We start from the raw sequence: 18,107 nt of genomic DNA on the forward strand, positions 1-18,107 counted from the left end.
TATAAGTTTCCCCCTTACTTTATAGTCCCTAGCCGCTATTGACTAAAGAAAATTCATTCTCAATTTCCTTCACTGTTACCTCGCTAGTTTCTTTAGTTTCTTCTCCATTATGACTTAATTCTATATAATGCTTATGAATATCTTCTAAAGTCTTATTCAACAAATTTCCAAAGAAAGTTGTGGTATTTCTCGCAGGAACAAAGTTGTATTTTTTATAAATCATATATTTTCGCGGGCACTCATTATAGGCCAAATAATCAGAGGTGTAGGAATAGACTTTTACAACTTCATCCTTTTTCTTTTTAGCTTTAGGTATTGAATTCACATTTAAGCTTTCTATTAATGGCAATTCCATGCTTAAAATATCCTCCTTAAAATATGGATGCATGTTTTGACCCCTGCCTCTAAAGTTTGGTATTACAAGTAAGTTTTCTGCTCTAGATAATGCAACATAATACGATCTCATTTTATCAAAGGAAGATATTTTGTCTAATGGTTCATACTCCCCATGCAAATAAGGCCTTACTATGGTTTCCAATCTATTTTTAGTATTTTTTACTGGGGGTACTGCGCCTAAAATAACCACTGGAAACTCTAATCCCTTTGATTGATGTATAGTTAAAAATGATACCCTCCCCTTTGGTATGGGTTCATCCTTAATTTCGTAATCTCCTTCTTCTCTTTTATACAGTGCTCCTATATAAGACATTATAAATACTTTTATAAAGGCTTCTTCCTGTAATGCTTGTCCCGTAATTAATCCAAAATTATTATTTTGAGTAAAGAATTGAATATATTTAGTTATATTAGATAAATTATAAATAGGGCCTTCATCAATTCCCTCTTCAGCATTATCAAAAATCTTTTTAAACCTGTAAAAACCGCATAACCTATAAAATAAGTCCATTAAGTTCCAATCCAAAGAATTTATCCTATTAACTAACCATCTATAGGTTAATTTACTCCCTTCATTAAGCTTTTTATCTATAATTTTCTCCAAGGATTTTTTATTTATTTCCCTTTTCCCTGCTTCAGATAATTTACCTGTTATCCCGTACTTAAATTCAGCAAAACTTTTCTTGCCTACTAGCTCATCAAAGGAAATATTCAGTTTGCCCATATGTTTACATATCTCAACATAATCCCTTTTTAAATCATCCAGCTCAATAATTGTTTCATCAATAAAGTTTCTAAGCTTATAATCTTCACCAATCATATCTTCTGCTGAAAAGTAACATTTTTGTATCCAATCGTTAAATTCCTTCTGCTTTCCTTTGTTAAATTCCTCATCTACCTCAGGTACTCCAAATAAATAAATCATTAATCCAAACATATGAATTGGTTCTGGATTATCCAAAAATCTCCCTGCGCGAGGTGCATAAACTTTTATACCAGCCTGTTCAAAGACTGCCTTAAATTTTGCTGCATTTTCATTGCCTTTTAAATAGGTAAATAACACTGCCACATCGGATGGGTCTGAAACTATTTTCTTATCTATCATTTCTTTTACTTTTTTAACTATTTCCTTATATACCCCAAGAGGCCTGTCCCCTACAGTAGTTACAACAGCAGCTCCATTATCACTGCTGTTAGCCTTTATATTCTTGTCCACATTTCTGTAATATCGCCCTTTAATAAATTCATTTTCCCAGTTTTCTTTTTCTATAAAACTTGTGTAATACTCAACTATCTTCTTTCTAGACCTATAATTAATGTTTAATTTTATCTTCTTAGGCTCAACACCAATGTATGTTTTACATCTAGTATGGAATTGAACAAAGTTTTCAACGGTGGCCCCTCTAAATCTATAAAGGGATTGATCATCGTCTCCAACAACACAAATATTTTTAAAATTCTTTGAGAGCTTAAAGAATATTTTTTCTTGAATATTATTGGTATCTTGATATTCATCTATAATGATGTGTTTAAATATACTTCCGCTATTTCTACTTACACATAGAACCTCATAACCATATTGCTGAAGCAGAGATAAATCTATAGTTTTCCTGGGTTGTATATATAGGCTTTCAAGATAAAACTTATATAACTTTCCCAGCATTGAAAGGGTTTTATCAGATTTTTTATTACTTATAATTTCATCTGCATCTATACATTCTTCTGAAAATCTATTAAACACAGACATTAAACAATTCACTATTTCATTTTTCGAAGTAGATTTAAGGTTCATATACTCTCTTATATCTTCTTTATATGTTTCAGGCAATCCTAATGTTGTTATAGCTTCACCTAAAAACTTGTTACTGCTGATATAAAAATATTGATCTATTTCCTGCATTAGAGTAGGTAACTTTTTCTTTAAAGCATTTTTAAACCTTTTATCTAAAATAAATCTTTGACATAGAGAATGTACTGTTCCTACATACATATCAGAAATGTCGTAATGCTTTCCTGTTTCAGCTGTAGCTAATGCCAGTAGTGAAATTAAGCCAGCTTTAAGCTGCTTGGCAGCCTTTTCTGTAAATGTACTTAAAAATATTTCTTCTGGCTTAATATCATGAAATACAATTAAATTTACACATCTCCACAGCAACACTCTAGTTTTACCTGAACCAGGACCTGCAACTATATATAATGGTCCCTTAATATCTTTTATAGCCTCTTCTTGAGCCTTATTAGGTTCAAACCCACTCTTTATAAATAAATCATTAATATTTATAGCCTTCACCCTCTTATCAAAACCATTTATGTATTATTTTACCATATATATTTATTAAGAGGCCACACCTTTGGAAAAAATTTCAAAGAAGAAGCACCTGCAATTTTACAGATGCTTTTTATACCTATTCAGTTAAAGCCTTTATTTCTCCTATTTCAAGGTCTGGTCTCATAGACTCTTTTAGATTTTCATAAAAATTCGCAATAGAAGTGTTAATGTAGGGTATTAACCATAATAAACCAATGCCTGCTGTAAGTACACATAGTAAAGCCCATCCTATAAAACTAAGATACATACAAAATAACTTCCACTTAAAACCTTTCATCATTTCTTTACTTCTATCTAATGCAGCCATTGCACCAATCTCAGGATTATCACTTAATATATAAAAAGCCATTGAATATCTATAGATAGCAATTATTCCAGGTATTATAAAAAGTAATGTCCAAAGAAATATAAATAAAGACATTAATAGTTGTAATAAAAATCCAGAGCCAAAGTTTTTGAATCCATCAAACATGTTTTCAATTTTTAAAACTTCATTCCTAACTATTTTTAAAAAACATGAGCTAAGACCAAGTACTAGTGGTCCTAATAATAAGAAGTTTAGTATTGCTCCTGTATAAGGAATTGCCAACAATGAAGTTATAATGGACAATATAAAGCATAATAATACCGCTGTGCCCCATCTACCTCTGAGCTGATTTCTTGCATCCATTCTTAAGTTAGCATTGTCTTTAATTAGTTCATTGTTTATTTTCATAGTTTCCCCCTTAAAAAATAATTTTGCCAAATTAGCTCATAATTTGACAACAGACTTATTAAGTATACATTAAATAATGAAACTTGTTAACAATTTATTTACTTTATTCGTCTACGCGTTCTACTATAGCGTTTCTAATTGCTGATGAAAATAAGTTCCCCTTCATATATCCCTCTATTCACAATTACCTTATATCTTATTTGTTTTTGGGGATGATTATTCTTGATAAAACACTGGATAACAATCTCTCACCTGTCACTTGGCTGATTACACCATAAAAAAAGCACATTTTCTAAACATAGTGCATATAATATAAATGTTAAAAGCTTATGAAAGGAATTTTAAATATGTGTGACTTTTGTAAAATGTATGCTTGTCCTTATTACATGAATGCAGCAAGGTATAACCCCTATAATATGAGAAATGGTAATCAAATGACCCAATGTCCTTACTGTAATAGCCAACCAATCTACAACCCAGGCTTTTCTAATGAACCAGAGGATGATGATTTACTTAAATTAAAGGATTATGGGCCAAAACCCTTTGTTATTAATATTGAAGAGGCAACTAAACAAAATGATAACTTCCGTACCGCTTTATGGACAGGAACTCATCTACAACTTACATTAATGAGCATCGATGTTGGAGGAGAAATAGGACTAGAAATGCATCCTGATCTTGATCAATTCATACGTATTGAAGAAGGTCAAGGAATTGTTAAAATGGGTAGCAGAAAGGATAATTTGAATTTTCAAGCAAGAGTCTATGATGATTTTGCTTTCATTATACCTGCTGGCACATGGCACAATCTAATCAATACAGGAAATAAGCCAATTAAATTATATTCTATTTATGCACCACCTCAGCATCCACGTGGTACAGTTCATGAAACTAAAGCAGATGCAGATGCTGCTGAAGAAAACCACCGCTACTAATTACGGGGCCAGGGCCCTTGTAAAAAATTGAAATTATAAAAAGCACCTGCGATTTTGCAGATGCTTTTTTAACTTGCCACTTGCCATGTGGGTGGCACTATTCCTCATAACAAATAATAGGAGTACCATCTTCTATGTTATCAAAAATTGTTTTAGCTAAATATAATGGGGCATTTACACATCCATGGGTTCCATTTCTCTTATATATTTCTCCTCCAAAGGAATATCTCCAGCTTGCATCATGTATTCCTATATTTCCGAAAAAAGGCATCCAATAAGTTACTTCAGCTTCATAATTTTGTCCTCTTAAAGTTGACCCCTTTTGTTTGTAATTAAGCATATAAGTTCCAAGCTTAGTGGAATTACCTCTATTGGGATTCCCTGTTACTACAGCGCCTTGAGTTATAAGTCTTCCATTTTTATAAAACCACAAATGCTGTCTTGTTATATTAATTTCTACATAAGTATTACCAATATCATTCTTATCCCTAGATACAGCCTTTTGACCATATATAGGTTCTCTTTCAACTGCTATACCAAGTTTTATGGTTTCTAATATCGCTTTTGTCTCAGCATGTGGATTGATTTTCCACCCATAAATTCCACCTTTAACTTCTACTACTTTACCTGTAGAGGTTTTAAAATTTCTTGTTACTCCAACTGTATCATATTTTTTACTCATTCCCAACACATATTCTGTAACTGCGTTTTCATTTATTACTACTTCTAAATTTTCATCAACACTAAGCCACTGACTTATTATATTCCCATCTAATATTTCGTTTTCACTTCCAAATATATATGTGATTTTGCTTTGTACATGCTTATCTAGTAAACTTTTAGTTTCAAAGGTTTTGTCAGATTTTAAAGTGTACTTTGGATTTTCGTAACAAAGATTTTCGTTTAAATCTAATTTTGTTTCTCCTTTTAATATACTCATTTCTATATCATTCTTTAATTTATCCTTATTTATCTTATTTCCATATACCTCTTCAATCACTTCATAAGAATCCTTTAAATATTTAAAGCTTACATTTTTGGGTTCTATAATCTCTTTATTTAAACAATTTAATTCATTTATTTTATTTTCTAAATCATCTTTATTAAAAATAAACAAATCATCTACATAATATTTTTCATCCTTTAATACTGAAATTATCCATTTAAATGAGCTTTGATTATAATAAACTTTAGAAATACTATTTTTTTCATTGTACTCAATTCCTATATCTTTTCCTTTTATTTCTTCAATTTCATTCTTTCTCTCTATTAATTGTAGCTTATAATCTTTGACATAACCTTTAATTATATCATCTGCATCACTATGTGATTTTAACGACATATCTACTCCATTTATTACTGTATTAAAAAAGAAATGCTTCGTAAAATATAATGACATGAGTGAATACACTAGTAAAATTGAAAATATTAAAATCATAATATTTCCGGTGCGTTTACTTTTAAAGAGCTTCTTTATATTAATATTCTTCATAGGGATTTATACCTTTCAATTTAAACATAATAACTAATTTATAATATGTTTGTATTTTCCATTTTAAAACTTAAACTTACGATAGGGCCAGACCCCTGGGAAAAATAGTAAGTTTTAATTAAAAAAGCACCTGCAATGTTGCAGATGCCTTTTTAACTTGCCACTTGCCATGTGGGTGGCACTATTCTTCAATTAAGACCTTTAGTTTACCATCTCTCATAATGAACTTTGTTATCATCATATCTATCTATAAATTTATTTTTTTCCTTCGGGTATCCCACTGGAATAATTGAGTATGGGAGAATGTTTTCTGGCAGATTAAACATTTCTCTAATATAATTCATTCTCTCTTCAAAATGAAATGAATAGTTCCATTCTTTCTTAAATATTAACTTGTTTCAATTGCAGCTTTGTAATTTTATAATTGAATATAATATACAGCACTGCTCCCATTATACAAGTAATGATTTCAGTAACAGTCATGGACCATATAATACCATGCAATCCAAAGAAGTTATGCAATATAATTATAACAGGAATAAAAAGAATACCTTGTGTAACAGACATAATTATAGAAGGTATCCCTTGACCTGAGGCTTGAAAAATTCCTGTGAATAATGTGGTAAATCCGTTAAACAGTGCAGAAATAAGCATAGCTAGCATAATATATACTCCAATACTCAACACCGAGGGATCATTAGAGAACAGACGTATTATCGTATTTCTGAAAATATAAACTAAAGTAATAAAGACACCTGACAGTCCCAAAATCCATAAGGCTGATTGTTTGATACCCTCTTGCAGCCTTTTGATATTTTTATTAGAAAAATTATATGCTATTAATGGGATAATACCTAATGACAGACCCATTGAAAGAAATTCTGGTATCTGCACAATTCTTAAGGCTATACCAAAACCAGCTACTACACTATCCCCATATCCAATTGAAAAATTATTCAAAAGAAGAGTTGTAATAATAAGAAAAATGGTTAGTATCAATTCAGAAACTCCAATTTTATAAATCTCCATTTTATCTTTTAGAGATATACTAAAATACCTAATAAATCCTTTTAAATGTTCACTTTTTGTTTCTAAGTAATAAACATAGTAGATACATGAACCTATATTACCCAAAATCATTGACAGTGCTACCCCTACAACATTAAATTTCAGCACTAATATAAACAGAATGTCAAAGAAAAGGCTTAAAACTGTACTGATAAACATTCCATACATGGATTCCCTTGACGCTCCTTCAGCTCGCACAACTTGCTCCAAAGCAAAGTTAAGTACAATTGAAAATCCACCAAGAAACATAGTTAAGGAATAGCGTTTTGTAAAATCAATAATAGTAGAAGTATCTGCCCCCATAATCTTAACAATAGGAGTAAGTGTGAATAGAGCAATTATAGCAATTAAAATTCCTACTATAATACTACTATAAAAAGTGTATCCTGCTATCTTTTTAGCATTTTCTATCTCCTGCTTTGCAATAAGGCGTGTTATAAATGTCCCGCCTCCAGCTCCTAACATATTTCCAAAAGCCATTAGTATTGTAAAAATCGGCAAACCTAAAGTAACAGCAGTTAACATTTCAGTATTGTGTAGTAGTCCAATAAAAAACGCGTTAATAACATTATATATTGTACCTACAGACATACCAACCATCATAGGAATAGATAGATGAGCAATTGCCTTTGTAATTGGAGCACTTTCTAAATAATATTCGTTTGTTAATGTTTGTTCCATATTTTATCCTCCCTTAAAAAGACTAATATTAGACTTGATATAATTAGAATTCTAACTATATTGGTATAACTTATTATATGTCACCATATTATGTAAAAAAATTATAGGCTGTTATTTACTTTTATTAATAAAGCTAATAAAGTATCTTTTTCTTCTCCAGTCAAATTAGCAGTAATACTTTTTTCAACTTCGGCAAATGATTTATTAAAATCTTCTATCAAAGCTACACCTTTAGGCAGTACATATATGTTTTTCTGTCTTTCATTGCCCTTAGGAATTCTTCGTTCTATGTATTCTTTTTTCTCTAATCCTTGAAGCATACTTGTAGTACTTGCTCCTGTACGCTGAAAAGCATCTGCCAAATCCTTTTGAATGATGCCGCTATCCTGATGTTCATATATATAACCTATCATACGACCCTGTTGGGAATTTAATCCTAATTTATTTACTTTTTTGTCCGCACTAAATTTTATTTTTAGTGCAATGCTCCTAATTAACTGAGAATATGGATTTTCTAATGAACTACTAGAATTAGTCATTATAATTCCCTCCTGTAATTCCTTACTTAGAATTCTAACTATATATAGTTTAATAATTATAATTCTAATTGTCAATAAGTATTTTTTATACTTATCTTATAGATGTTTTTAAATTTTATACTTTCCCAACTGTATCATATTTTTTTATAACCTATTTTCAAAAACATGTTTCATAAATACAATAACTACACATAAGAAAAAGCACCTGCAATTTCGCAGATGCCTTTTAACTTGCCACTTGCCATGTGGGTGGCACTATTTGTATATATCTATGGCTTTATTATAAATCTTATTATATTTAATACCTTTTACTTCTAATGTTAATTTATCTCCGCTTCCTTCAAAGCATAATGTTCTAGTATAACTAATAGTTCCATCGGTCTTCTTATCACGATTACCTTGAGATGTTTCTTTAAGCTGTACTCTTTTTTCATCAATTATCATGTACACTTCTGACAGTACTACATCCTCTTCTGTGGTAATTGTAACATAGGTCTTCCCATCCTTGTCATATACATCATTTATCTTTACATTTTGCCCTAAAATTTGAACTACCTTATCATTTTTCTCTTTAGAAAGTTCTATTTTTTTATCTACCTTGCTATTTGATCCAAAACTTACAAGCTTAATTTGCAGAGTTTTAAGTTCCTTTGGTAAGGCATCAAAATTATTGTTAAATGTTATTCCCTTCATGTCTGTACTCATACCTGCACTTTGCATCTGTACTTCTTCCCCATTGGCTATAAGTCTTATATCTAGCTCTGCCGGTCTAAAACCTTCCCCTAAAAGTTCATCTTTAGCAAGTTCAAATAGGCTTTGAATTTCTCCATTTATATAAGTTGTGGTTGGAGATGCTACAATAGAGTGAAAGTCTATTTCTCCTTGATCTATTTTAATGCTTTTATTTAAAGTTTTCTTTAAGCTGCTGCCCATAGCCTTGTTTCTGTCTAAGACAAATTTAATTTCTCCATTTTCTCTTTCATTTCCCTCTGCTAATGTAAACCTCCAGTCCAAGGTTTTTTCAAAGAAATAAGGCGTATCATACTGTGCCTTCCACTTTATTTCAGTATTTTCTTCATTTCGTCTGCCTTCTCCGCTGCCCATATGATAGGTTCCTATAAGTCCCTTTATATATGGGTTATGCTCTATATCTATCTTATCTACATTTCCTTTTGGATCTTTTATGGTATAAAACATTAAAAGCTGATTATCATCTAGCATTATTCCATCTAGAGTGACCTTAACTCCATTTTTGAAAGTATAGCTTTTATCTATCATCTGTCCCTTTCCCATGTCATTAAGATCTTTTAGAGTATCGGTCATAACTTCATCAAAACCTATTAGCTTTTTACCGTAAAATGCTAGGGTGTCACCATTGTAGCCTATTAGTAAAACTGCAATAATTAAAGAGGCTATTTTTACTATAAGCTTAGATTTATTTTCCCTTTTTATCTCTACTTTATCTAAAGCTCCTCTTAGTCTTTCTTCTAATTCATTAGGTACTTCTAGCTCTTCTATTTGAAGCTTTTTATCTTTAAGTATTTCTTCTATCTTATTCAAACCTCTTCACCTCCTAAACTTTCTTTTAGCTTTTTAAGTCCAATGGATATACGCGATTTTACTGTCCCAATGGGAATCTTCAATATATTTGCAATGGTATTATAGTCTAAGTCTAAAAAATACCTAAGCCTTATGACTTCTTGATGTTTTTCTTTTAACTTTGACATATGCTCTTCTATAATTATCTGCTGCTCTTTATTCTCTACAGCATCGTTATGTCCATTATCATATTGTACTTCTTCTTTCATATCCTCTAAATAAATTATCTTGCTGCTTTTTCTCAAGGAATTTTTACAGCAATTCACTAAAATAGTTTTACTCCAGCTATAAAAAGCTTCTTCTTTTTTTAACTTGTGAATATTTTTATATAAAATTACAATCATATCTTCCATAGAATCTAATGCATCTTCTTTATTTTTCATATATACATAAGCAAGCTTGTAGTATTCTTCTCTTTTATCCATTATAAGTTTGATAAGTGCATCCTTATCTCCCTGCTTTGCCCTTTTGATAAGCCTAATAGTTTCCACTTCCTCACCTCTTTCATATATACGAGTATTATACCTTGTAAAAGGTTCATTTTAATTAAAATTATTTAAAATAATGCTTACAATTTCCCCCAGGGGTCTGGCCCCACAAAAAAAGTAAAATTTTTACTTGACACTTTCAAATAAGTATAATATCATTTAGTTAAGCAAATACTTAATTAAACAATGGAGGAAATAATGGAACAAACAGTACAGATATTTAAAGCTCTTGGAGATGAAACTAGACTAAAAATATTAATTATACTTTCTAAAAGAAGAATATGTGCCAAAGGACTTTCAAAACATTTAAATGTTTCCGAAGCAGCAGTATCTCAGCATATTAAGGTTTTAAAAGATGTAGGTATTATTGTTGGAGTTAAAGTTGGTTATTATGTTCATTACAATATACAAGAGCCTGTACTTTTAAAATTAGTAGATTTTATTGAAAATATAAATGATGATCATACAATGGAAGGTTGTAAGCTAGGTATAAATATACCTAATGAATGTAGAGCAACATGCAAATCAGATAGAAATAGATGTTGTCAAAAAAATAAAGATTAAAAGGAGAAATTAATATGAAAGTATGTATTCCTATTGAAGAAAATAAGGGACTTGAGAGTATTGCGTTTAATCACTTTGGTACTGCTCCATTTTTCTTAATCTATGATTTAGAAAACGAAGAAATTAAGGTAATTCAAAATGGAGACTTGAACCATTCTCACGGAATGTGTCAACCTCTAAAGGCACTTGGAGGAGAAAACGTTGATGCTATCTTAGTTGGTGGAATTGGTGCAGGGGCATTGATGAAACTAAATAATCAAGGAATTAAAGCTTATAAAGTTATGAGTGAAACTGTTTTAAAGAACATTGAGCTATTAAAGAGCAATAAATTAGGAGAGTTTTCCGTAAACAATAGTTGTAATCATCACGACTGTCATCATTAATCATAATTTAGAAAAGACATCTACCTATAGGCAGATGTCTTTTCTAAAATATTATTTAATTACAAGCAGTGTATAATTGTTATTTGCACACTACTTGCCACTTGCCATGTGGGTGGCACTTACTTTAAATCTTCAATAGCTTTCTTTAGTTTGCCTGCATCTTCAATATAATCAGAAGCTTTTGTCCACAATTCTTTTGAAGGAATTATTTTTTCTATTTTAACGTAAGCTTGTTTCACTATAGGAATACTTATAATGTTTGTACTTTGAACTGTCATTAATACAAACCAACAAACGGCTATTAGTGCTATTATTTTTATTACGCCGCTTATCACTTTCATCAAAATATAAAAAGCAATAATAGCCATAATTATTAAAACTACTGTATTGGTTGTTATATGCGGTAACTGCTTATCAATTAACTTATTTACATTTTCCATTTATATATCTCCTCCGCTTTACATAAGTATAAATATTTTTTAATGAAGTTATTTCTTCTTTTTTAATTTCTCTTCTGCTTGCTTTATATTTTCATTAGCTCTAAATTTAACTATTTTGCTTACTAGTTCATAAGGCATGGGCTTTCCTAGCGGAAACTGTGCTGCCCCTTTGGATGTTTTATATTGCGACAATTCATTTTTAAATACCTCGATTCCGCTTGGCCCTGGATAAAATCCTATATGATTTTTATGTGCAGCAAAATGCACCAAATTTCCATGTAACACAAAGGTAGGCATTTGCCAACTCATCTTTTCTTCTGCATCTGGCGCAGATTCTTTTACAACTTTTCTTAAAGATTTAAGTATCTCCTGAACTTCAGGGGGAAATTGTAAAATGTATTCATCAATTGATTTAAAGATAATTTTTTCCTCTTCCATGGTTTCTCCTTTCATAAGTTCCTTTTATAATATTAATCCCACTATATACCATTGTAACAAAGTGCTTAATTATAAATCAATTAAAATTCCTTAAAATAAAAAAGCACCTGCTATTTTGCAGATGCTGATGTTTTGTAGACTTGCCACGTGGGTGGCACTAAGCACTACACTATTGAATTTCATATCCTGTATGTTCTATACAGTTTCTAATTTGCTGAGGCCCTGCTGGTGGATTATATTCTACTTCAACTGTTCCTCTAGCAAGGTCTATAGCTACCTCCTGAACTCCCTTTATCTCATCTAATGCATTAAGTAGTTTAGTCTTACTTTGAGAACCCGCAAGCCCTGAAACATTATAATGTACTGTTTGCATTTTTATCTCTCCTTTTATAATTATATATTTTTCAGTATTAGTATGAAATTAAAGAGAGATTTTTATCCACATTAATCATTGGCATTTCCCTCAACTTGCCACTTGTCATGTGGGTGGCACTTTACATTTCCCATTTGACTAATCACCATTTTATAATATTGCCCTTTTATATCCATAAGACTTTTATGATTTCCACTTTCTAATATTTTTCCTTCACCAATTACCATAATGCGGTCTGCATCTCTAATAGTAGATAAACGATGGGCTATTAAAAAGCTTGTTCGATTCTTCATTAAACTTACCAGTGCACGCTGAATATCTTTTTCAGTTTTTGTGTCAACACTGCTGGTTGCCTCATCTAAAATTAAAATAGGACTGTCACACAATACTGCTCGAGCAATAGCTATGAGTTGATGTTGTCCCTGACTTAAATTATCTACAGATGCAGACACAATTGTATGATAACCCTTGGGTAATTTATCTATAAAATCATGAGCATGAGCTATTTTTGCAGACTTTATTACCTGTTCATCAGTTGCATCCTTTTGTGAGTATCGGATATTATCCATAATTGTGCCAGTAAAAAGACAGGTGTCCTGCAGCACTACTGAAAAACATTTTCTAAGGCTGTTTCGTTTTAAATTTATAATTGGCTGATTATCAATTAGTATTCTGCCGCTGTCCGCATCATAGAAGCGAGTAAGAAGGTTGACAATAGTGGTTTTTCCTGCACCAGTCTCGCCTACTAAGGCAACTGTTTCTCCCGCCTTCACAGTAAAGCTTACGTTCTTTAATATAGGTGTAGATTTGTTGTAAGAAAAACAAACATTTTCAAAAGTCACATCTCCCTTTGGATGCTCTATATCAATAGCATTTTCTATATCCTTAGGCTCCTCTGTACTATCAAAAATTTCAAATACACGTTCTGCTCCAGCCAGTGCAGATTGAATGGTATTAAACATACCTGCAACAGAGTTAAGTGGATGTGCAAATTGTTTTGAATAACTTAAGAAACTAACTACAGTACCCACAGAAAGACCGTATTTTACTGATAATAGGCCACCGACAAAAGCAACAATTGTAAAAGTAAGATTATTAATAACATTCATAAGCGGCATCATATATCCAGACCATATCTGTGCCTTAGTGCTGCTTTCATTGAGCTTTTCATTAATCTCCTTAAACTGTTTTAAAACATCCTGCTGCTTACCAAAGGCTTTTACCATTTTTAGACCTAATATATTTTCCTCGATGACTCCATTAAGCGCTCCAAGGCTCCTTTGCTGTGCTAAAAAATAAGCACGACTTCGTGATGCAATTATACGTGTTAAAAGCGCTACGAGGGGAACACATAATAATACAACAAGGGTAAGAGTCGTATTTAGCTTTATCATTACTATAAAAGAACCCACTATTGTTAAAATGCTTGACATTAATTGTGTAGTTGTTTGTGCAATAGTAGAACTAATATTGTCTACATCATTTGTAATTCTGCTCATTGTATCACCATGAGAACGTGTATCATAAAATTTAAGCGGAAGTTTTTGCATCTTTTCAAAAAATTCTCTGCGCAGTTCAAATACAAGCTTTTGTGAAACCTTAAGCATAATAATTCCATTAAGAGATGAGATAATCCAATTTAACGTATATAAGGCTCCAATTATCAATAAAAGCCACGTAAGCATTTTTGTATCCACTGTTCTAGTTTTAATTTTAAAGGTATTAATTGTTTTTCCTATAAAATAAGGAATTGAAACAGAAATTACTGATGAGAGTACTGTAAAAAACATAGCCAAAAAAATGCTCTTAGCCCACCGTACATATATTTTTATAATACGTATTAGTGTATCCTTTGCATCTTTAGGTTTAGCAGTTGGTGCAAAACGATTTGGGCCTCGGCCCCCTATTTTCCCTCCCATGGACGGTACTTTTACTTCCGTCCTAGAAAACTTTTGTGCCATATCTTATGCCTCCCTACTGCTTTCTATTTGCGTCTTGTAAATATCTCTATATACCTCGCAATCTTTCATAAGCTGATCATGTGTACCATATCCAGCTTTTACTCCATTGTCCATAACTAAAATTTGATCTGCAAACATAGCTGTTCCACAGCGCTGAGTAATAGTAATTATAGTCTGGCCTGATCTCTTCGAATTTATATTTTCTCTCACTTTAGCTTCAGTTACTGCATCTAGTGCACTGGTTGCATCATCTAATATAAGTACAGAAGACCTCTTAATTATCCCACGAGCTATTGAAATACGCTGCTTTTGGCCGCCTGAAATATTAACCGCAGCACTTCCTAAAAGGCTTTCATAGCCATCTTCCATCTTTTCAATAAAATCTGCTTGTGCCTTGTGTGCGGCCTCGTATATCATTTCATCACTGGCATCTTTGTTTCCCCATCTAATATTTTCGGAAATAGATCCTGAAAAAAGCATAGGTTTTTGTGGTACAATGGCAATATTATCACGGACTAAATCAATATTTAGCTCCTTAATATCACAGCCGTTAATTAAAATTTTCCCGTTGTTTATATCATAAAATCGCAAAAGAAGCCATGCAATTGTAGACTTCCCACTGCCTGTTGGTCCTATTATTGCCAAAGTCTCTCCTCTGTTGATAGAAAATGATAAATCTTTTATTGCAGGCACACCACTGCCATTAGGGTATGCAAATGTAACATCTTTAAATTCAATGTCACCATTTAATTCTTTCATTCCAGCGTTACTCATAAAATCTCCACCACAGTCCATTATCTCTTTAATACGAGCAGTTGAAGCCTTTGTTCTTACAAAGGTATTAAATATATTTGTTATCATAATTAAAGAAGTAAGAATTTGTGCCATATAAATTGTAAATGCAGTAATATCCCCTGGGTTTGCAAGATTTAAAGAAAACAATCTGCTTCCTATAAGAATTATAATTACTGTACCAATTCCAACTGTAAATGTCATAAGTGGTGATACTAAAGTAATAACTATTTGAGAAGATATACCCTTCTGCATTAAATTTAAATTTGCATTTTGAAACTTATCGGTTTCCTTGTCATATGTTCCAAAAGCTTTAACTAAGCGCACTCCTATAAGATATTCCTGTACAACAGAGTTTACTTTATCCATAGCTTTCTGTAATTTATAAAAACGAGGATAACTAAGCCTCATGCTAACTATAATGAGAATTGCAACTACTGAAACAGTGCCGTAAATAATAAGACTTAACTTAAAATTAATCATACTTGCTAGTATAATGCTTCCAACACATGTAACTGGTGCCTTCATAAAAATTCTCATAATTCCATTTACAAACTGTGTAACTTGTGATGTGTCATTAGTCATACGTGTAATAAGTGATCCGCTTTCAATTTTATCAGTACTTTCTTCTGAAAAATACACAATTTTTTCAAACAAATCGTATCTTAAATCTGCTCCCATGCGCTGTGATACTTTACTTGCCAAAATATTTCGTGTAACAGCAAAACATGCACCTATAGCGGTAACTAAAAGCATAAGTGATCCCCAATAGTAAACTTCAGAAATTAGCCCATTAGCAATTCCTGCATTAATAATATTTGACATAAGCGTAGGACCTAGCAAGTCACAGATTGCCTCAAATGCAACACAAAAAATAGCTATCAAAAATGGGGACTTATATATTTTAAAATACTTGCTGTATAAGTTCATCTTTATTATTCACTTCTTTCATTTAAAGTACAATTTCCATATAATATTATACATCTTTTTTACTTTCCAAAGCCAATATATATTTCATACACATTTTTATGATATTTACCTATTAATAACAAAGATTAAGAACGGTTAACAATCACTTTATATAACTAAAAATATATCTTATTGAATTTATTACCAACATATGCAATCATATAGTTATCAATTAAATGGAGGTAAAAGCATGTCGCATATAGTTGGAAAGGATGCCTATAAAAGTTTAGAGGAAAGATTAAATAGGTTTCCACAGGGTGCTCCACCATCTGAAACACTTTATAAAATCTTATCCATGATGTTTACTAAAGAAGAAGCAGCCTTAGTTGCAAAGCTGCCTATAAAACCATTTAACATAAAAACTGCTAGCAAGCTTTGGGGAGTTAGTGAATTCAAGACTGAGGGTATCCTTCAATCATTGGCTTCTAAAGCATTAATTTTAGATCTTGAGTGTGAAAATGAGGGAGAGCAAAAATATATGATGGCTCCTCCAATGGCTGGTTTTTTTGAATTTGCCCTGATGAGAGTTGGTACCCATCTCGATCAAAAGGTCCTTAGTGAATTATTTCATCAATATCTTAATGTGGAAGATGATTTTTCTAAGGATTTATTTTGGGGTACAGAAACAAAACTCGGTAGAGCCTTTGTTCAAGAGAGAGTTTTAAATGATGAAAACTCTATAGATATATTAGATTATGAAAAATCAAGTTACATAATAAAAAATGCTAAACACATTGGTGTTAGCACGTGTTACTGCAGACATAAAGCTCATCATTTAGGAGATGACTGTTATGCTCCAATGGAAGTTTGCTTAAGCTTTTCTAGTACCGCTTATACTCTTATAAAACACAATTATGCTAGAAAAATAGATGCTTCTGAAGCCATAGATATTTTAAATATGTCCTATGACTATAACCTAATTCAATGTGGAGAAAATGTTCAAAAACAGCCTAACTTCATTTGTAATTGCTGCAAATGTCATTGTGAAGCATTTATATCTGCAAAGAAATTTGGATTTTTAGTTCCTGTAAATACTACTAGTTATTTGCCTAGCATAAATAAAGATAGCTGTATAGGATGTGGAAGATGTGCTATAGTTTGTCCTATGGAAGCAATTAAAATAAAGGAAACTTCAATAGAAAGCCGTACTTTTAAAACAGCTGAACTTTCCGAAGACCTGTGCCTTGGCTGTGGAGTTTGTGTAAAGAATTGCAAAACTAATGCAATTAAGCTAATTCGCCGAAAGGAAAGTGTTATCACACCTGTGACTACTGTACATAGAGCAGTATTATCTGCAATAGAAAAGGGCCAGCTTCAAAATTTAATCTTTGATAATCAGGCTCATTTAAGTCATAAAGCCATGGCTGCTGTCCTTGCAAGTATTCTTAAGCTTTCTCCTATTCAAAAGGCAATGGCAAGCAAACAAATGAAATCTGTTTATTTAGCTAAACTCCTAGAAAACACTTAAGATCTTAACTATAATATAAATATGAATTCCATATAATACAAAAAATAAAATAATCCGTGGATAACTTCCACGGATTATATGTTTATCTGGCAACGACCTACTCTCCCACCGGGCCTCCCCGGCAGTACCATTGGCGCTTTGAAGCTTAACCTTCGTGTTCGGAATGGGTACGGGTGTTACCTTCAAGCCATAATCACCAGATCTTCTGGGGTTAATAGTTAATATTTATAAATATTGACTATTAACTTAAAGAGAACTATGTTCTCTCAAAATTGCACAGAGTAATAAATTAGATCAAGCCCTCGACCTATTAGTATCAGTCAGCTGAATGCATTACTGCACTTACACCCCTGACCTATCAACCTTGTGTTCTTCAAGGGGTCTTACTAGCTTACGCTATGGGAAATCTCATCTTGAGGTGGGCTTCACGCTTAGATGCTTTCAGCGTTTATCCCGTCCTGACATAGCTACCCAGCA

The 18,107-nt window shown here is 31.9% G+C and carries 16 protein-coding genes and 2 rRNA genes; 4 read left to right on the top strand and 14 right to left on the bottom strand.

What is annotated here, in order from left to right; all coding sequences use genetic code 11:
- Nucleotides 1-28: 28 nt before the first annotated feature.
- Both BSD9I1_RS07020 and BSD9I1_RS07025 read right to left on the bottom strand, forming a co-directional pair.
- Nucleotides 29-2,686 (bottom strand): UvrD-helicase domain-containing protein, encoded by a 2,658-nt coding sequence (locus tag BSD9I1_RS07020; RefSeq protein WP_186429739.1) that lies wholly within the window; start codon nt 2,684-2,686, stop codon nt 29-31.
- Nucleotides 2,687-2,801: 115 nt separating this feature from the next.
- Nucleotides 2,802-3,440 carry a DUF975 family protein gene (locus BSD9I1_RS07025; RefSeq protein WP_186429740.1) on the bottom strand — a complete coding sequence of 213 codons (639 nt, stop codon included), beginning with the start codon at nt 3,438-3,440 and terminating at the stop codon, nt 2,802-2,804.
- Nucleotides 3,441-3,787: 347 nt separating this feature from the next.
- Here BSD9I1_RS07025 and BSD9I1_RS07030 point away from each other — a divergent pair, with 347 nt between their 5' ends.
- Nucleotides 3,788-4,375, top strand: a complete 588-nt coding sequence (locus BSD9I1_RS07030; RefSeq protein ID WP_186429741.1) for a cupin domain-containing protein — start codon at nt 3,788-3,790, stop codon at nt 4,373-4,375.
- A gap of 97 nt (nt 4,376-4,472) precedes the next feature.
- On the opposite strand, the gene BSD9I1_RS07035 is transcribed toward BSD9I1_RS07030, so the two are convergent.
- From BSD9I1_RS07035 to BSD9I1_RS07055, 5 genes are all read right to left on the bottom strand, one after another.
- Entirely contained in the window at nt 4,473-5,717 is a 1,245-nt protein-coding gene (locus BSD9I1_RS07035; protein ID WP_373419345.1) for a peptidoglycan binding domain-containing protein, read from the bottom strand.
- A gap of 531 nt (nt 5,718-6,248) precedes the next feature.
- Nucleotides 6,249-7,616, bottom strand: coding sequence for an MATE family efflux transporter (locus tag BSD9I1_RS07040; protein WP_186429743.1), 1,368 nt, complete (start codon nt 7,614-7,616; stop codon nt 6,249-6,251).
- A 101-nt stretch (nt 7,617-7,717) separates the two neighbouring features.
- Complete coding sequence (locus BSD9I1_RS07045; protein ID WP_186429744.1) at nt 7,718-8,155, bottom strand: MarR family winged helix-turn-helix transcriptional regulator; 438 nt, start codon at nt 8,153-8,155, stop codon at nt 7,718-7,720.
- Nucleotides 8,156-8,410: 255 nt separating this feature from the next.
- Entirely contained in the window at nt 8,411-9,607 is a 1,197-nt protein-coding gene (locus tag BSD9I1_RS07050; protein ID WP_373419346.1) for a DUF4179 domain-containing protein, read from the bottom strand.
- A 104-nt stretch (nt 9,608-9,711) separates the two neighbouring features.
- Nucleotides 9,712-10,245: an RNA polymerase sigma factor gene (locus tag BSD9I1_RS07055; protein ID WP_186429746.1), complete on the bottom strand. Its 534-nt coding sequence runs from the start codon at nt 10,243-10,245 to the stop codon at nt 9,712-9,714.
- 195 nt (nt 10,246-10,440) lie between these two features.
- On the opposite strand from BSD9I1_RS07055, the gene BSD9I1_RS07060 reads away from it, so the two are divergent.
- Together BSD9I1_RS07060 and BSD9I1_RS07065 are read left to right on the top strand one after the other, a co-directional pair.
- The gene (locus BSD9I1_RS07060; protein ID WP_186429747.1) at nt 10,441-10,806 is read left to right on the top strand and encodes a helix-turn-helix transcriptional regulator; all 366 of its coding nucleotides are present in this window, start codon (nt 10,441-10,443) and stop codon (nt 10,804-10,806) included.
- Nucleotides 10,807-10,820: 14 nt separating this feature from the next.
- Nucleotides 10,821-11,189 (top strand): NifB/NifX family molybdenum-iron cluster-binding protein, encoded by a 369-nt coding sequence (locus BSD9I1_RS07065; RefSeq protein WP_186429748.1) that lies wholly within the window; start codon nt 10,821-10,823, stop codon nt 11,187-11,189.
- 119 nt (nt 11,190-11,308) lie between these two features.
- Here BSD9I1_RS07065 and BSD9I1_RS07070 read toward each other — a convergent pair whose 3' ends face one another.
- From BSD9I1_RS07070 to BSD9I1_RS07090, 5 genes are all read right to left on the bottom strand, one after another.
- Nucleotides 11,309-11,629, bottom strand: coding sequence for a hypothetical protein (locus tag BSD9I1_RS07070; RefSeq protein WP_035311234.1), 321 nt, complete (start codon nt 11,627-11,629; stop codon nt 11,309-11,311).
- 48 nt (nt 11,630-11,677) lie between these two features.
- Nucleotides 11,678-12,067 (bottom strand): iron chaperone, encoded by a 390-nt coding sequence (locus BSD9I1_RS07075; RefSeq protein WP_186429749.1) that lies wholly within the window; start codon nt 12,065-12,067, stop codon nt 11,678-11,680.
- A gap of 169 nt (nt 12,068-12,236) precedes the next feature.
- Nucleotides 12,237-12,440, bottom strand: coding sequence for a heavy-metal-associated domain-containing protein (locus tag BSD9I1_RS07080; protein WP_035311239.1), 204 nt, complete (start codon nt 12,438-12,440; stop codon nt 12,237-12,239).
- A gap of 71 nt (nt 12,441-12,511) precedes the next feature.
- The gene (locus BSD9I1_RS07085; protein ID WP_186429750.1) at nt 12,512-14,401 is read right to left on the bottom strand and encodes an ABC transporter ATP-binding protein; all 1,890 of its coding nucleotides are present in this window, start codon (nt 14,399-14,401) and stop codon (nt 12,512-12,514) included.
- 3 nt (nt 14,402-14,404) lie between these two features.
- Nucleotides 14,405-16,123 carry an ABC transporter ATP-binding protein gene (locus BSD9I1_RS07090; protein ID WP_186429751.1) on the bottom strand — a complete coding sequence of 573 codons (1,719 nt, stop codon included), beginning with the start codon at nt 16,121-16,123 and terminating at the stop codon, nt 14,405-14,407.
- A 229-nt stretch (nt 16,124-16,352) separates the two neighbouring features.
- Here BSD9I1_RS07090 and BSD9I1_RS07095 point away from each other — a divergent pair, with 229 nt between their 5' ends.
- Nucleotides 16,353-17,630 carry a 4Fe-4S dicluster domain-containing protein gene (locus BSD9I1_RS07095; protein ID WP_186429752.1) on the top strand — a complete coding sequence of 426 codons (1,278 nt, stop codon included), beginning with the start codon at nt 16,353-16,355 and terminating at the stop codon, nt 17,628-17,630.
- A gap of 84 nt (nt 17,631-17,714) precedes the next feature.
- On the opposite strand, the gene rrf is transcribed toward BSD9I1_RS07095, so the two are convergent.
- Together rrf and BSD9I1_RS07105 are read right to left on the bottom strand one after the other, a co-directional pair.
- Nucleotides 17,715-17,831, bottom strand: a 5S ribosomal RNA gene (gene rrf / locus BSD9I1_RS07100).
- 89 nt (nt 17,832-17,920) lie between these two features.
- Nucleotides 17,921-18,107, bottom strand: a 23S ribosomal RNA gene (locus BSD9I1_RS07105); the annotation flags it as partial.

Source organism: Clostridium sp. BSD9I1 (assembly GCF_900185645.1).
Classification (GTDB): domain Bacteria; phylum Bacillota; class Clostridia; order Clostridiales; family Clostridiaceae; genus Clostridium_AK.

Coding starts and splice junctions, on each gene's coding strand:
- BSD9I1_RS07025 (WP_186429740.1), bottom strand. CDS start 3,440: ATGAAAATAAACAATGAACTAATTAAAGACAATGCTAACTTAAGAATG.
- BSD9I1_RS07030 (WP_186429741.1), top strand. CDS start 3,788: ATGTGTGACTTTTGTAAAATGTATGCTTGTCCTTATTACATGAATGCA.
- BSD9I1_RS07035 (WP_373419345.1), bottom strand. CDS start 5,717: ATGTCGTTAAAATCACATAGTGATGCAGATGATATAATTAAAGGTTAT.
- BSD9I1_RS07040 (WP_186429743.1), bottom strand. CDS start 7,616: ATGGAACAAACATTAACAAACGAATATTATTTAGAAAGTGCTCCAATT.
- BSD9I1_RS07045 (WP_186429744.1), bottom strand. CDS start 8,155: ATGACTAATTCTAGTAGTTCATTAGAAAATCCATATTCTCAGTTAATT.
- BSD9I1_RS07060 (WP_186429747.1), top strand. CDS start 10,441: ATGGAACAAACAGTACAGATATTTAAAGCTCTTGGAGATGAAACTAGA.
- BSD9I1_RS07065 (WP_186429748.1), top strand. CDS start 10,821: ATGAAAGTATGTATTCCTATTGAAGAAAATAAGGGACTTGAGAGTATT.
- BSD9I1_RS07070 (WP_035311234.1), bottom strand. CDS start 11,629: ATGGAAAATGTAAATAAGTTAATTGATAAGCAGTTACCGCATATAACA.
- BSD9I1_RS07075 (WP_186429749.1), bottom strand. CDS start 12,067: ATGGAAGAGGAAAAAATTATCTTTAAATCAATTGATGAATACATTTTA.
- BSD9I1_RS07080 (WP_035311239.1), bottom strand. CDS start 12,440: ATGCAAACAGTACATTATAATGTTTCAGGGCTTGCGGGTTCTCAAAGT.
- BSD9I1_RS07085 (WP_186429750.1), bottom strand. CDS start 14,401: ATGGCACAAAAGTTTTCTAGGACGGAAGTAAAAGTACCGTCCATGGGA.
- BSD9I1_RS07090 (WP_186429751.1), bottom strand. CDS start 16,123: ATGAACTTATACAGCAAGTATTTTAAAATATATAAGTCCCCATTTTTG.
- BSD9I1_RS07095 (WP_186429752.1), top strand. CDS start 16,353: ATGTCGCATATAGTTGGAAAGGATGCCTATAAAAGTTTAGAGGAAAGA.